General features: G+C 36.4%; 14 protein-coding genes. 4 read left to right on the forward strand and 10 right to left on the reverse strand.

Features of this window, described 5'->3' with window-relative positions; translation table 11 throughout:
- Position 1 precedes the first annotated feature (1 nt).
- Both WH188_RS21845 and dnaG read right to left on the reverse strand, forming a co-directional pair.
- Positions 2 to 364 carry a YraN family protein gene (locus WH188_RS21845; protein WP_132771615.1) on the reverse strand — a complete coding sequence of 121 codons (363 nt, stop codon included), beginning with the start codon at positions 362 to 364 and terminating at the stop codon, positions 2 to 4.
- A 3-nt stretch (positions 365 to 367) separates the two neighbouring features.
- Positions 368 to 2,362, reverse strand: a complete 1,995-nt coding sequence (gene dnaG / locus WH188_RS21850) for a DNA primase (RefSeq protein WP_132771616.1) — start codon at positions 2,360 to 2,362, stop codon at positions 368 to 370.
- A 136-nt stretch (positions 2,363 to 2,498) separates the two neighbouring features.
- Between dnaG and WH188_RS21855 the strand changes: the two genes are divergently transcribed.
- Positions 2,499 to 3,884 carry a nucleotide sugar dehydrogenase gene (locus WH188_RS21855; RefSeq protein WP_132771617.1) on the forward strand — a complete coding sequence of 462 codons (1,386 nt, stop codon included), beginning with the start codon at positions 2,499 to 2,501 and terminating at the stop codon, positions 3,882 to 3,884.
- A 205-nt stretch (positions 3,885 to 4,089) separates the two neighbouring features.
- Here WH188_RS21855 and WH188_RS21860 read toward each other — a convergent pair whose 3' ends face one another.
- Together WH188_RS21860 and WH188_RS21865 are read right to left on the reverse strand one after the other, a co-directional pair.
- Positions 4,090 to 4,410, reverse strand: coding sequence for a hypothetical protein (locus WH188_RS21860; RefSeq protein WP_031286983.1), 321 nt, complete (start codon positions 4,408 to 4,410; stop codon positions 4,090 to 4,092).
- Positions 4,411 to 4,553: 143 nt separating this feature from the next.
- Complete coding sequence (locus tag WH188_RS21865) at positions 4,554 to 6,665, reverse strand: M3 family metallopeptidase (protein ID WP_132771618.1); 2,112 nt, start codon at positions 6,663 to 6,665, stop codon at positions 4,554 to 4,556.
- Positions 6,666 to 6,838: 173 nt separating this feature from the next.
- On the opposite strand from WH188_RS21865, the gene WH188_RS21870 reads away from it, so the two are divergent.
- A complete protein-coding gene (locus WH188_RS21870) occupies positions 6,839 to 7,939 on the forward strand; it encodes a DUF4407 domain-containing protein (RefSeq protein ID WP_021191858.1) in 1,101 nt (366 codons plus the stop codon).
- Here the strand turns inward: WH188_RS21870 and rmuC are convergent.
- Together rmuC and WH188_RS21880 are read right to left on the reverse strand one after the other, a co-directional pair.
- Entirely contained in the window at positions 7,936 to 9,270 is a 1,335-nt protein-coding gene (gene rmuC, locus WH188_RS21875; RefSeq protein WP_021191859.1) for a DNA recombination protein RmuC, read from the reverse strand. The genes WH188_RS21870 and rmuC overlap by 4 nt on opposite strands.
- 46 nt (positions 9,271 to 9,316) lie before the next feature.
- Complete coding sequence (locus tag WH188_RS21880; protein ID WP_021191860.1) at positions 9,317 to 10,501, reverse strand: formimidoylglutamase; 1,185 nt, start codon at positions 10,499 to 10,501, stop codon at positions 9,317 to 9,319.
- 108 nt (positions 10,502 to 10,609) lie between these two features.
- Here WH188_RS21880 and WH188_RS21885 point away from each other — a divergent pair, with 108 nt between their 5' ends.
- Together WH188_RS21885 and WH188_RS21890 are read left to right on the forward strand one after the other, a co-directional pair.
- Positions 10,610 to 11,575, forward strand: a complete 966-nt coding sequence (locus WH188_RS21885) for an NAD-dependent epimerase/dehydratase family protein (RefSeq protein ID WP_021191861.1) — start codon at positions 10,610 to 10,612, stop codon at positions 11,573 to 11,575.
- Positions 11,576 to 11,610: 35 nt separating this feature from the next.
- Positions 11,611 to 12,903, forward strand: a complete 1,293-nt coding sequence (locus tag WH188_RS21890) for an HAD-IB family phosphatase (protein ID WP_021191862.1) — start codon at positions 11,611 to 11,613, stop codon at positions 12,901 to 12,903.
- A 35-nt stretch (positions 12,904 to 12,938) separates the two neighbouring features.
- Here WH188_RS21890 and WH188_RS21895 read toward each other — a convergent pair whose 3' ends face one another.
- The 4 genes from WH188_RS21895 to lpxA all read right to left on the reverse strand — a co-directional run bounded on the left by WH188_RS21895 (position 12,939) and on the right by lpxA (position 15,644).
- The gene (locus WH188_RS21895; protein WP_237682853.1) at positions 12,939 to 13,511 is read right to left on the reverse strand and encodes a 5-formyltetrahydrofolate cyclo-ligase; all 573 of its coding nucleotides are present in this window, start codon (positions 13,509 to 13,511) and stop codon (positions 12,939 to 12,941) included.
- A 73-nt stretch (positions 13,512 to 13,584) separates the two neighbouring features.
- On the reverse strand, positions 13,585 to 14,145 hold the full coding sequence (efp, locus tag WH188_RS21900; protein ID WP_021191864.1) for an elongation factor P: 561 nt from the start codon (positions 14,143 to 14,145) through the stop codon (positions 13,585 to 13,587).
- A gap of 75 nt (positions 14,146 to 14,220) precedes the next feature.
- Positions 14,221 to 14,844 carry an ABC transporter ATP-binding protein gene (locus tag WH188_RS21905; RefSeq protein ID WP_132771620.1) on the reverse strand — a complete coding sequence of 208 codons (624 nt, stop codon included), beginning with the start codon at positions 14,842 to 14,844 and terminating at the stop codon, positions 14,221 to 14,223.
- Positions 14,845 to 14,855: 11 nt separating this feature from the next.
- Positions 14,856 to 15,644, reverse strand: a complete 789-nt coding sequence (gene lpxA / locus WH188_RS21910) for an acyl-ACP--UDP-N-acetylglucosamine O-acyltransferase (RefSeq protein WP_021191865.1) — start codon at positions 15,642 to 15,644, stop codon at positions 14,856 to 14,858.
- Positions 15,645 to 15,647 lie beyond the last annotated feature (3 nt).

Here is a 15,647-nt window from a genome sequence, read left to right on the forward strand (position 1 = left end):
TTTATTCATTCCAAAACGCATCTTTGATGTGTTCTAATTGTATGTTATCTTTATCTGTGATGAGAACTGATATAATGTCAAAGCGAATTTCTCCAGTCACATCATATTTTTTCAAATATACATCTGCAGCTCTTGTCAATTTTCGTTTCTTCTGCCAGTCAACAAACTCAAACGGTTCTCCGTAATCAAGCTTACGACGAGTTTTTACCTCAACAAAAACTAAAATACCGGCATCTCTGACTATCAAATCTACTTCTAAATTCTTATATCGCCAATTTCTTAACAAAATTTCACACCCTAAATCCTGCAGAAATTTTTCCGCATAAGACTCTCCTAATTTGCCGAATTCAAGATGCTTGGCCATACTTTACTTGACTACGGTATTTCCGAGTAATCCTCCTAACATCTTCTCGGCATCTTTAAGTTTTTGATATTTGAAAATTAAAACTTCGACATTCGCGTCATCCTTTTCCGTCTTTAGCTCTTCACGGATCTTGACCATTTCACGGGTTATTTTACGTTTTTTGATGCGGTAAATCGAAGTGATAACAAGCACTTTTAAATGCTCATATTCTTGAGTTACATAGATTTTACGTTTATCATCATTCCAGTTTTCACTCAGATTGTACTTGGACGCAACACAGTTAATAGCAAGCTCAGCAACAGCAGCGTCTTGATTAGAGTAAAACTGCTTAGCCTCCGGTATTTCAAATTTTTCAACCGCCTCACGATAAACATTTAAGATAAAAGCTGCGGCCTTGTCCTCAAAATTGACATCAGCGATATTACTTAGTAAAACCCCTGCTACTGGTATATCTCCGTCCCCTTCCCAGGTCGCCAGATAGTCGCCATAATTGATAAGAATCCGTATAATTTCACGTTCTTGAAGTATTTCTGAAGTAATCTGCTGCGCAGGTGTCTCTGGTGCCAGCGGCGCGGCACCACCTCTTTCTTCATCGGTCATGAAAAAATCTGCAGGAGGTCCATCCATTGGTGGAGCCCCTGCCCCCATAACCGGAGTACTCTTCTTAGTGAAATCCTTATCTGCTTTCTTAGATTTTGAAATTCGGATCTTATTTAATTCTGAAAGTAAGATTCGCTCTTCAATATCCAATAAATTACTGCACTCCCGTATAAAAACTGAAACTTTAATTTCATCCGGAATCAATGCGATACTCTCAACGACATCACGGATCACCTCTGCCCTTTTTATCGGATCATTATTGGTATCGCGAAGTAAAATTCTAGTTTTATAAAAAATAAAATCTTGTTGATTCTCTTTGATATAGGACTTAAATACGGAAGAACCATAAGTCTTTACATACGAATCGGGATCATTACCATCTGGGAAAAGCAAAATCTTAACATTCAAACCTTCCTCCAGCAACATATCCGTTCCCCGAAGAGAAGCTTTAATCCCAGCTTCATCTCCATCATAAAGAATTGTTACATTTTTTGTGAAGCGCGCAATAAGTCGAATCTGTGCTGTCGTCAATGATGTACCTGATGAAGATACCACATTTTCTACACCTGCTTGATGGGTAGATATTACATCTGCATATCCTTCTACCAAATAGCAGTTATCCTCCTCCATAATTGCTTTTTTCGCAAAATTGAGTCCATAAAGCACATCTGACTTATGGTAGATATCACTCTCTGGTGAGTTTACATATTTGGGAACTTTCTTATCTGTCTTTAATGTCCTTCCTCCGAAACCGATTACTCTTCCAGTCAAATTATGGATAGGAAACATAACACGTCCGCGGAAACGATCGTATAAGCTTTTATCATCGCGCTCGATCGCAAGCCCAATTTCCTTCAGATAGTCGGGATGAAAACCCGCTTTGGTCGCTGCATCAACAAGTGCAGTCCAATTATCGGGGGAATAGCCCAATTCAAATTTTTTGATGATATCTTCCCGATAGCCACGTTCCTTAAAGTAGTGCAGGCCAATAACCTGCCCCATCTCTGTGGTCCACATTTCATCTTTGAAAAATTTACTGGCCCATGCGCTCAACACATATAAACTTTCTCTCTTATCTTGAGCCGCTAACTGTGCTGGCGAGCGTTCAACCTCTTCAACCTCTATACTGTATTTATTAGCGAGGTATTTAATGCCTTCCGGATAAGAAAATTTCTCTAGTTCCATCACGAACTTCAACGAATCTCCTCCAACCCCACATCCAAAACATTTATAGATTCCTTTGGAAACAGAAACGTGAAAAGATGGCGTCTTCTCATGATGAAAAGGACAGTTACCAATAAGCGATGTACCCCTCTTTTTCAAGTCTACAAAATCACCTACAACCTCCTCTATTCGAGCAGCATCCAACACCTTATCTATTATCTCTTGCTTGATCAATTTCGTATCCTTTTATAATCAGTAAATTTAATAAATATATAAGCAATTACAACATCAAATTCATCGGCATTTCTGCTATCCAAACTAAATATTTTACTATTTTTGCAATACCATAAGAATGCTGAAATAGAAAGCTATGTCATTTAATATCAAAAAAATCTGTTGTATCGGTGCTGGATATGTAGGCGGACCGACGATGTCTGTTGTTGCCCAACAATGTCCTCATATCCAAATCACCATTGTTGATGTCAATGTCGAACGTATTGCGGCCTGGAATGACGAAAATTTGGATAACCTTCCGGTCTACGAACCAGGGCTGACAGCGATTGTCGCTGAGGCAAGGGGTCGTAATCTATTTTTCTCTACTGATGTTGATAAAGCTATAGATGAAGCAGATATGATTTTTATTTCTGTCAATACCCCTACCAAAAACTACGGCAAAGGAAAAGGGATGGCTGCTGATCTCAAATACATTGAATTATGTGCGAGACAAATTGCTTCTGTTGCAAAAACAGATAAGATTATTGTCGAAAAATCTACTTTACCTGTGCGTACTGCAGCAGCATTAAAAAGTATTCTCGACCATACAGGCAATGGTGTTAATTTTCATATCCTATCCAATCCAGAATTTTTAGCCGAAGGTACTGCTATTCAAGACTTATTAGCCCCGGACCGCGTGTTAATTGGTGGAGAAAATCAAGAAGCAATTGATACGCTCGTAAAAATTTACCAAAATTGGGTTCCTGACACTAACATTTTGACGACTAACTTATGGTCTTCGGAATTATCTAAATTGACGGCAAATGCCTTTTTGGCACAACGCGTTTCATCGATAAATTCGATCTCTGAACTCTGCGAAAAAACAGGTGCCAATGTGGATGAAGTTTCTAAAGCAATTGGCATGGATACCCGTATTGGTTCAAAATTTTTAAAGGCATCTGTTGGGTTTGGCGGTTCCTGTTTTCAAAAGGATATTTTAAACCTTGTGTATATTGCAAGAAGTTATGGTCTGAATGAAGTCGCAGATTATTGGGATCAGGTCATCATCATGAATGATCACCAAAAACAGCGCTTTGCAGATAATATCATCCAAACTTTGTACAATACAGTATCAGGAAAGAAAATTACATTCTTGGGATGGGCTTTTAAAAAGGATACAAATGACACTAGAGAATCTGCAGCTATTTACGTTGCTGATTACTTATTAAGTGAACAAGCTGAAATCACGATATACGACCCTAAAGTCACAGCCGAACGTATCTACGCTGATCTCGATTATTTAAATACAAGAAGTCCTGAAGAAAATAGAGCACTTGTAAAGGTCGTAAATGATCCCATTCAGGCATGCCAAGACGCCCATGCTATTGCTGTGTTAACGGAATGGGAGGAGTTTAAAAACTATGACTGGTACACCATAAAACACCAAATGAAACGACCCGCTTTTATATTTGATGGCAGAAAACTGTTAAACAGAAAGTACCTGGAAGATCTAGGATTTAAATATTATGCTATCGGTGAATAAGTCTATGCATTTCTGTAATAAAAAAAGGGTTGTTTGAAAACAACCCTTTTTTATTTACCAATTTTTTATGTATTGGGTTCGAGAGAAGTCCGAATATTATTTATTTGATTCGTATATAAATTAACATCGGACTTTAATAGTGCCTGTAAAGCCTTTTAAAAGAATAGAAGAAGAAAGTGGAAAAGGCCTACAGGACTTTTTATCTTTAGCTGGACATCATCTGATATATTTCGCTCATGTAAGTGGATTCTGACAGTGCATCCGAAAAATCATTCCATTCGGTTTCATTAAAAACAAAAACAATTTCTGGACAAGGTGTATCAATCAATACGCGCATATCACCATCAGGAAAGCTAAAATAGTTCCCTTTCACATTACTTCTCATCGTTGCGGAAACAAAGGACTCAAACTGAAGATAACCTAAACTTAATAGGAAAGAGTCTTGCCAGATATAAAATGTTTTACACTTCGTGCAATAACTGATATGAGATTTGCCTTTATGGCTGAGAACGACTGATTGACACATATGATTCGCTTTATTTAAAACATGACACCTTGTATGTATTTAGACTAATTATAAATAATAATCAAATGTAAAGATTAATTCCGAATCTGACGAATAAAAAAACAAAAAAAGGAGCAAAAATAATTTTGCTCCTTTTTTTGTGTTTAATTCAAGCCACGCTTAATTAACAAATATTTCGGATCTGGATCCGCTCCTCTAAATGTTTTATACATTTGTGCAGGATCTCCTGTATTTCCTTTTTCTAAGATATTACGACGAAATGAATCTGCTGTTGGCTGATCATACAATGACTTTTCTTTAAAAGCTGCAAAAGCATCTGAGTCTAATACCTCCGACCAGATATAGGCATAATAGCCCGCCGAGTACCCACTGGCAAAAATATGTTGGAAATAGGTACTTCTGTAACGTGGTATTATTGCATCAATTAAACCAATCTTCTTCATAGCTCCTTTTTCAAAATCATTGATATCTCCAGTAATAGGTGATGTCGTTGCATGATAGTTCATATCTAATAAAGAAGCTGCCAAATACTCTACAGTCGCGAAACCTTGATCAAACGTTCCAGCCTTCTCCATTTTAGCAATTAAAGAATCTGGAATTGCTTCTTTAGTTTTATAATGCTTTGCATATTCTTTCAATACTTGTGGATCTGCAGCCCAATTTTCCATAATCTGAGATGGGAGCTCTACAAAATCTCTTGAAACAGATGTTCCTGCTAGACTTTTATATTTTACATTCGATAATAAACCATGTAAAGCATGTCCAAATTCATGAAACAAAGTACTCGCTTCATCAAAAGTTAATAATGCCGGTTGGTCACCAACAGGTTTTGTGAAATTACAAACGATCGAGATTACAGGAGCATTACGCTTTCCTTCTGTTTTACTTTGATTACGGTAAGATGTCATCCATGCACCACTTCTTTTAGATTCGCGAGGAAAAAAATCGGCATATAATATACCTAAGTGAGAGCCATCTTTGTCTTTTACTTCGTACACCTCAACATCTTTTTGGTATACAGGAACGTTGTTTAAAGCAACGAACGTCAATCCATATAATTTATTAGCGACAGCAAATGCGCCTTCTCTTACTGTAGGCAAACTAAAGTAAGGTTTGATTTCATCTTCGTTTAATGCGAATCTTTTTTTACGGATAATCTCTGTATAGTATCTCCAGTCATAAGGGGCTACTTCAAAATTACCCCCCTCTGCTTTTATCTCTTTATTGATATCAGCAGCTTCGCCTTTTGCTTTATTAAGTGCCGGAGTCCATAATTTATTTAACAATGCATATACATTTGCGGGATTTTCAGCCATAGATTCTTCTAAAACAAACGCTGCATGAGATGCATAACCCAATAATTTAGCTTTTGCTAATCTAAGATTTGAAATCTTGCGTAAGTTTTCTTTATTATCAGTAGCATCATCATGATTTCCTTGTGTTTGGTATGCTTCCCAGATTTGTTTTCTTAATTCTCTGTTTTTAGCGTATTGCAAGAATGGCATAATAGAAGGATTCTGCAAAGTAAAAACCCATTTTCCTTCTTTACCCTTAGCTTTTGCATCTTCAGCAGCCGCTGATTTTAAAGCCTCTGATAGACCTTCTAATTGTGAAGCACTATCGACAACCAATTCAAAAGCTTTAGACTCAGTCATCAAATTCTGTCCGAATTGTAATGTTAATGACGATAATTCAGAATTAATTTTCTTCAATTTCTCTTTATCAGCATCTTTTAAGTTAACTCCCGCACGAACAAACGATTTATAGGTCTCTTCCAACAATTTATTATCTTCACTATCTAAACCTAACGATGATTTCTTAGACCAAACAGCTTTTACTCTTTCAAATAATTTCGCATTTAAAGAAATTTCATCATTATGTGCAGACATAATGGGCACTAATTCTTTAGCAATTGCTTTTATACTATCGTTAGTATTTGCCTGATTCAAATTATAAAAAACGGTAGATACATTACCCAATAATTTTCCAGCATTTTCTAATGCAACAATGGTATTGGCAAATGATGGATCTTCGGAATTATTTATAATTGTATCAATCTCTAAATTATGCACCTTAAGCGCTTCTTCAAAAGCGGGTTTAAAATGTTCATCTTTAATTTTATCAAATGGAGGAACATTAAATGGAGTATCGTATGCTAATAATAGCGGGTTATCTGTCATTTGTTTATTTTGTTCGCAACCAACAAAGGCTGTTGCCACAATTAAAAAAAATGGCAAAAGTCGTTTTTTCTTCATTATATATCTTTTTATTCTCGCAATAATTTGGGCAAAGTTACAAATATTTGTGTAAGTAATACTTTTTAGAAAGATCAAAATAAGTATTGTATATTTATCACAATATTGTAATAACCAGAAAAGTACTGAAACTATTTTATAATTTTGTTGTCTCATAGCATAAATCTTCATTAATGAATAATATCAATCATTTTTTCTTGTACTGCGCAGGTGTACATGAAGAGACATTAAAAAAATATCCGCAAGAACATAATAAGTATGTGGCTATTGGTGCTACCATTTTCTTCACGGGTCTTTTTGCCTCCCTTTCTGGTGGCTATGCTATGTATTTTGTTTTTAGTGGAACCTATCTAGATTGGCTTTTAGCAATTGTATTTGGTATCATATGGGGTCTAATGATCTTCAATATGGACCGTTATATTGTATTGAGTATTAATAAATCGAAAACAGGTGGCTTTCAATTCTTACAGGCTTTACCACGGATATTACTTGCCATATTAATTGGTATCGTTATTTCAAGACCTTTAGAGCTTAAAATTTTCGACAAAGAAATAAGAGAAAATTTAAAGACAACCTATATTGCCAATGAACGAGCTAAGATAGACAGTCTAAATATTATTTTTAACAAAAAATATACGTTTGATCTCACTCAACTTAAATCACTTACCACAGAAAGAGATTCCCTTGATGCAAGAATCAAAGCCGATCGACAAAAGCTCAACTTTGAAATCTTCGGTAATAAAACAACCGAAACATCTGGTGTAGTAGGATACGGACCATATGCAAAACGAAAAGAACTTGAATTAGAAAAATCAACAGTATATCTTGACAGTTTACGTAGCTCAATTATAGCTAAAGAGCGCTTAATACTTGACAAACAAAAAGCGGAAGGTATATTAAATCAAAAAGGGCTTTCAAATGCCAGTTTGGATAGCGCTGTTAATCTGGCTGGATTTGCTGACCGAAATTCAGCCCTTGGAAACCTTAAGTTTAAAGCTAACGGACAAGTGGATGAAGCAACTGCAAATGCGGTTACTTTCATCGGATTACTTTTTATTTTCCTTGAGTGTTTACCGGTATTCGTTAAGCTTCTTTCAGGAAGAGATGCTTATGATAAGGCGATCTACAATCAACGCATAATCGATGAATATGAATCGGATGCTTATACCGTTACGGAGAAAGCTGCTATAGACCATTTAAAAGATGCTTCTATCGATATATCGATCAATAAAAGACTTAAGAAAATGAACGAAGAAATAGAAGAAGAGGTTTAATCCTCTTCTTCTATTTCTTCATCCAAATATTTGGAATCAATTTGCTTATTTGCCTTAGCACCTAATTTCTTCAGATTCTCCACGCGCTTAATCACATTACCAGCGCCGAAAGATAGTTTTTTAGAAGCATCTTCATGGCTTTTCAATGCTTTTTGCAATTGTGCCTGTACTTGATCCATATCTGTTAAAAATCCGTGGAATTTGTCATAAAGTGCTCCGGCTTCCTTGGCAATTTCAATAACATTACGTGTCTGTCTTTCTTGTTTCCAGATACTAGCTATGGTACGTAAGGTTGCTAAAAGCGTAGATGGGCTTACAATTACGACCTTTCTATCCCATGCATCACTAAAAAGATCTGGTTTTTCGGAAACCGACATACTCAAAGCAGATTCTATCGGCATAAAGAGTAAGACAAAATCTGGAGATTCAATACCATACAATTCATGATAATTTTTTGCAGAAAGGTCTTTGACATGATTTTCCACAGATAAAATATGCTGTCTTGCAAAAACAGCACGATCGATATCATCTTCTGCATTTACCCAACGCTCGTAAGCTATCAAAGAAACTTTCGAATCGACAATCAGATGTTTATTTTCGGGCAAATCAATAATGGCATCGGGTTGCATTCGTCTCCCATCAATATCTGTAAATGATGCCTGCAATCTAAATTCACGATCCTTCACAAGCCCCGAGCGTTCCAGAACACGTTCTAAGATTACCTCGCCCCAATTTCCCTGTTTCTTTGCGTCACCTTTAAGAGCACGCGTCAAGTTGGTCGCTTCATCCTTAATCCGCAAACTTTGCTCCATCAGCTGTTGCACCACACCTTTCAAAGAGTTTCTTTCTGCGGCTTCCTGCGAATAAGTTTTATCCACTTTCTCTTCAAAAAGTTTGATTTTTTCTTTTAAAGGATCTAAGATCAATCCAATGGACTTCGAATTGGTTTCTGTAAATCGAAGTGTCTTTTCTTCTAAAATTTTATTGGCAATGACCTGAAACTCGGTATTAAATTGGCTTTTAATAGCAGCAATCTCCACTTTCTGCTCCTGAAACTTATCTTGCTGCGCCTCATAAAAAGAACGCGTGCTCTCTAAAGAACGTTCAACGATCAGTACATGCTCCCGTTCTTTTTCCAGTTCATCACGCAACATCGCCCGCTCTTGCAATAAACTCTGTTCACGTTGCTGCACTTTTGCCAGTTCTATTGCCATTAATTCCTTCTCCTGTCTCCACTGATTATCATCTTGATGTGAATCCTTCTTTTTCAAAGAAATTACAATTAGAACAACTAATAAAATGATAACGATAATAATATACACTGTTTCCATAAATTCACTTAACTAAATAAAAAATGGTCTTTTCAGACCATTAAAACTACTGTAACTTTTGATGAGTTCGCCACCAAAGGTCAGGCATTTCACCTGTAACAGCCATCTGATAGTCCTCATATCGACAAGGAACCAAATGATACCTTTCATTAACAGAACGTGACCCAAAATATGGAACTTGCATCCACCAGCGATCTGATTTTTTACTTTTAACAAATACCAATTCATGTTCCTCATTTTCCAGGGTCGTTCTATAGATAATATAAGACGATTTTGGTAATAAAGGGGTATCCTGCTTACGGTTATAAAAGCCATCTATAAAGCACCAGATCATCTGGGATACCAACATGGCTGTTTGCTGCATGGGATCATAAGATGGGTTAAATTCATAGAACCCGATTGAAGAACATTTATCTGACATCCCTGCGTAACGTGCAATCTGGCAGGCTTCATCGCCAAATAAACCATTTGGCATTGCATTCGCATTGCCCGAAGCTTCAGAAGCACGGATAGCTCCAATATCAAAACTAACCATATCAGCGGCTCGCACCAGCGGTTCAGATTGATCCATTCGACCGGCTATTGCACCGAGCCTAGTAGCATTGAAGAATAACTTATCGTACATATTCAACGATTCTTTACTTACCAAATAGGTCTGATATGCAATATTATTTAAATTAAATAAGTAATCGGGTTCGTGCAGAATAATATGGTTCAAATATGATCTTGAATCCAGTGCAACCTGTTCACCACTTTCCTGGTTCAGATCAAATCGACCATCTATTACGGCCACTTCCACCTTTTGCCCCAGATTTTGATAGCCTAAGTATTGTGCATAGGTCAGATCCTGACCACCACCAATTATTATGGGAACGATATCATCGGCTAATAATTCTTCCACAACTGCTCTAAGTGCTGCGTAAGTATCTTTTATCGTTGCCCCCTCTTTAATATTACCGAGATCAACAGCGTTGATTGCATAATCCCCTTGGTAAAGCTGATACAAATGTTTTCTTATCGCATCAGGAGATTTTGCACAGCCCTGATTATTAACAGCAGCACGATCTTCTTCTACGCCAATTATAGCCAATTGTGGCTTATCGTCTTTATCCCAAGTCGGAAATTGATTGTCATAAAAACGAACAACATTGCCAAGTTGCGAACGAAAAAATCCTTCTTCAGGAAATAGCTTTTGGGTAACAATCGGACTAAAAAAAACGGATAATGACATATGATGAATTTGTGTTGACGGTAATCAAAAATTAAAACCTTGCCTTAGACAAATATCCATTTATTAACTTACTTTTGAAAACATTATTTTTAACGTTATCTTTAACATGTGATATTAATAACAGGAGGAACCGGATTTTTAGGGGCTACATTGATCAAGCAATTGATCGATTTAGGAATTGATGTGATAGCTACGAAACGCTCAAACTCGATAATTCCAGAACAGCTATTATCATCGTCTTTAATCCAATGGATTGACGCTGATATTTGTAACTACTTTGATCTTGAAGAAGCATTCCAAAATATCACTGAGGTGTACCACTGTGCCGCTGTCGTATCTTACCAAAAACAAGATGCGGTGAACATGAAAAAAGTAAATGTTGAAGGGACCGCTTATGTTGTCAACCTTTGTCTAGCACATCAGGCCAGACTTGTTCATGTCAGTTCTGTTGCTGCATTAGGATCCAGTAAAAATCAAGCTCCTGTTAGTGAAAAAGACTATTGGGAATATGAGTCTTCGTTATCCAACTACGCAATTTCAAAATATGAAAGTGAAATGGAAGTTTGGAGAGGTATTGCGGAAGGTTTAAATGCTGTTATCGTAAATCCATCTGTTATCATTGGAGCTTCCTCTGGTGCAAAAGGTTCCGGTGCAATATTTTCATTAATCAATAAAGGATTAAAATACTACCCAACAGGTACTGTTGGTGTGGTTGATGTTGAAGATGTGGCTTCCATTATGCGCAATCTAATGGCACTAAAAAATATTTCAGGAGAGCGTTTTATTATCAACAATGTGAACCTCAGCAATAAGGAACTACTGGAGAAGGCAAGTGCCTTGATGGGTAAAGCAGCTCCTAAAATAGCAATCCCTCCTGCTGTACTGATGATCGCAGCTACGCTAGCGACTGCAGTTGCATCGATAAAAAAGGAAAAATCGACCCTTACAAAAGATAGCGCTAGGGCTTCTAGCGAGAAGCTAGCCTATACAGATGCAAAATTACAACAGGCATTAGCTTTTGAATATAAACCTTTAGAAACGACCTTAAAAGAGATAGCTGTACGCTATAACTGACAATAAATAATCTAATCCTAAACTCAAACTAAACCGTGAAAAATTATTACATCATTGATTTTGACAGTACCTTTACGCAAGTAGAGGCTTTGGACGAATTAGCAAAAATTTCGCTAGAACATCATCCTGACAGGGAAAAGATATATCTTGAAATTGAACGCTACACCAATCTTGCAATGGAGGGTAAACTTTCATTTCGTGAAGCATTAGCTGGTCGTGTCCAATTACTACAAGCAAATAAAAGTCATCTCGACAAACTTATTACACACCTGAAAAAGAAAGTCTCTACTTCATTCTCAAGAAATAGAGAGTTTTTTAAAAAAAATTCGGACACCGCTTGGATTGTATCTGGAGGATTTAAAGAGTTCATTACGCCAGTTGTTATTCCTTATAATATCAAAAAGGAAAATATCTACGCGAACACCTTTATATTTGATGAGCATGATAATATCATCGGATTTGACGAATCAAATCCTTTATCGGATGAAGGCGGTAAAGTAAAATTACTACAGGAATTAAAAATAGATGGTACTATTTACGGCATCGGTGATGGGTATTCTGATTTTCAATTAAAAGAATCCGGGCTTATTGAGAAATTCTTTGCATTTACTGAAAATATTTCCAGAAAAACTGTCACTGAAAAAGCGGATTTTATTACACCTAGTTTTGATGAATTTCTATATGTCAATAATTTACCCCGCGCTATTTCCTACCCTAAAAATCGGATTCTTTGTCTGATCGTCGGAGAGGTTCCTGAAATTGCTTCTCATATATTAAAAAGAGATGGATTTTCTGTGCGCACAAAAGACACTTTTGAAGAAAAGTATACAAAAGACGTCGGCATGCTTTTACTTGGAAAAGATATCTCTGTTTCTGAAGATCAATTATCCCGTGCCGATAAGCTCAAAACGATTGGCGTTTTAGGTGATGCAAAAAATCATCTTAACAAAGATATTTGCAATGCAAAAGGCATTGTTGTTTTTGATGACAAAAAAGACAAAAAGAGAAACGCCGAATTTATTCCGAGAAGAATGGCCGACTTCATTAATAATGGAGATACCTACATGAGTCGCAATTTTCCAAATCTATTGCTTCCTAAAGTAAAAGATGTTACACGTTTACTTCATATCCATAAAAATGTACCTGGTATCATGGCGCAGATTAATCTTGTCTATGCTCAAAATGATATCAATATCATATCTCAATTTCTGATGACTAAGGCTGATATAGGCTATGCTGTCACGGATATCAAAGGTGAATATGACCGGGATTTAATCAAACAACTTAAAAAAGTTCAGAATACCATAAAATTTCGAATTTTATATTAAAATAAAAGCGGGAACTTATAGTTCCCGCTTTTATTTTAATAATAATATATTGTTTTTGGTGTCACACAGACATCCAAAGGAATATCGTGCGGATCGATGTCCTCGATTATCGCTATAGGTTCAAAAAATGAAAGACCGACCTTTTTAACATCAGGTCTGCATAAAGATAAAAAGCGATCGTAATAACCTTTTCCATATCCAATCCGATTCCCAGCCTTATCTGAAATTAATAAGGGAACCAGCACCATGTCAATACTCTTTTCGTCAACATAAACTCCTTCTACCGGTTCGAGTATGCCCCATTGATTATGAGCTAATGCCAACTTATCATCATAAATATAATGACTCATCACATTAGACTGTAAATTCGATTTGGAGATAACAATTTGAATCTCCGGAAACTTTTCCTGCAAATATGAAATGAGTAGCAGCGTATTAGGTTCATGAAATTTCAGTATTGGCAAAAAGACATGACAAAATTTCACGTTTTGCCATTCCAAACGCTTTAAATTTTCTAACAGACCCAAATTTAGATCAATCTCTTCAGACGGAGCTAATCGCGATCTTAAATGCCGATAATATGTCCTGAGTTCATTTTTGGTCATCATAATAGAAAAAAAAACGGCCTTGCAGCTGGGTGCTAACAAGACCGAATAATCAACCTAAACCTAAATCTTAATATTATTTAACACGCTCGATGTAATCACCTGTTTGCGTATCAATTCTTACTTTATCTCCTTGATTAATAAAAAGAGGTACTTTAATTTCAACTCCAGTTTCCACTGTTGCATTTTTTAATGCATTTGTTGAAGTATCTCCCTTTACTGCAGGCTCTGTGTATGTTATTTCTAATTCAACACTTTTAGGAGCATGCGCCATAATTGCTTCATCACTTTCAAATGCTACAATTACGTTCATACCCTCTTTCAAGAATCGTGCCGAAGTTCCAAACAAGAACTTAGGGATATTAAACTGTTCGTAAGTGGTATTGTCCATTACAACGAAAAAGTCTCCCTCCTCATATAAATATTGATAATCGTTTGTTTCAACACGAGCAATCTCAACACTTTCGTCAACTCGAAAACGGTATTCTACTAATTTACCAGTTTTCACATTACGCATTCTCGCTTGATAGAAAGCACGTAAATTACCTGGTGTACGATGTATAAATTCCTCAACAGCGACTAACTCACCGTTGAATCTTAAAACATTTCCTGACTTAACGTCTGATGCTTTTGCCATGATTTAAACTTTTATAATTATTTTCTGAGTCACAAAACTACAAAATCTAATCTTTTAATAAAAATCTAATAATTATCAACTTTTATAATCTGAAATAGACAGGGTCTGGTCACAAAAATTATATTCCTTCTCTTGGTTGGAACAAATGATAAACAATCGATCTGCACGCTTTGTTTTATCAACCAATTCTAAGTACCATCCTTCACCTGCGGTATCCAAATTACTAGTTGGTTCATCCAATAACACGAAAGCAGAATCACTGCAACAAGCTAAAGCCAATTTGACACGTTGCTTCATTCCTGAGGAAAAAAATTTCAGTTCTTTGTCTATTGCATTTTCCAGGCCTAATAAGTGTACAACCTCAGGTTCACTATATCCGCTTAGATAATTCTTAAATTTAAAATGAAATTGTATTTGCTCTCGTAACGTAAATTCTTCTATTAATTCTACATAGGGCGTAGCGAGCGAAAGATATTGAAAAACCGACTCAACATCCACTGCTTTATCATTCATTTCATAATAAATACTTCCAGCGGAAGGCGCTAAACTTCCCGAAAGCACTTTTAACAAAGTGGACTTTCCTGAACCATTAGGTCCAAGTATGGCGTATGACTTTCCGGATTCAAACTCATATGTAATATGTTTAAAAATCCATTCCCGATTATAACGCCGACCTACATCTGTTAAAATAATTTTCAAATGATCTAAAATTAGACAGCCCTTTGATTAAATCCTTTAATAACACCTCGATTAGAGTTGCGGATAAAACCTAATATCTCGTCACGAATTTCAGTTGCCTGAAATTCAGCCTCAATGATCGCCGCCGCTTTTGTTAAATTTCTATTTTGAACAAATAGAACACGATAAATATTTTGAATTTCAGCAATCTGCTCTTCTGAGAAGCCTCTTCTCCTTAATCCAACAGAATTTATACCTGCATAAGAAATAGGCTCACGTGCCGCTTTGATAAACGGAGGTACATCTTTTCTTACTAATGTACCACCTGTCACGAAAGCATGCGATCCAATGGTACAGAATTGATGAACTGCTACCATACCTGCCAAAACTACATAATCTCCTACGGTAATATGTCCCGCTAGTGTACTGCTATTTGAAAATATGCAGTAATCACCGATTGTACAATCGTGTGCAATATGACTATATGCCTGAATAAGGCAATTTTTTCCAATTACTGTTTTAAATTTATCTTTTGTTCCTCTATTGATAGTAACGCATTCGCGAATAGTAGTATTATCCCCAATCTCAGCAGTTGTAATTTCACCGTCGAACTTCAAATCTTGAGGTTCACCTGAAATAACTGCTCCTGGATAAATTTTACAATTTTTACCAATACGTGCCCCATCCATAATTGTCACATTGGAACCGATCCACGTTCCCTCCCCAATAACTACATCCCTATGGATAGTAGCAAATGGTTCTACAACAACATTTTGAGCAATCTTTGCTTCTGGATGTATATAAGCTAACGGCTGTATCATCTC

Origin of the sequence: Sphingobacterium sp. MYb388, assembly GCF_037479535.1 — a bacterium.
GTDB lineage: Bacteria > Bacteroidota > Bacteroidia > Sphingobacteriales > Sphingobacteriaceae > Sphingobacterium > Sphingobacterium anhuiense.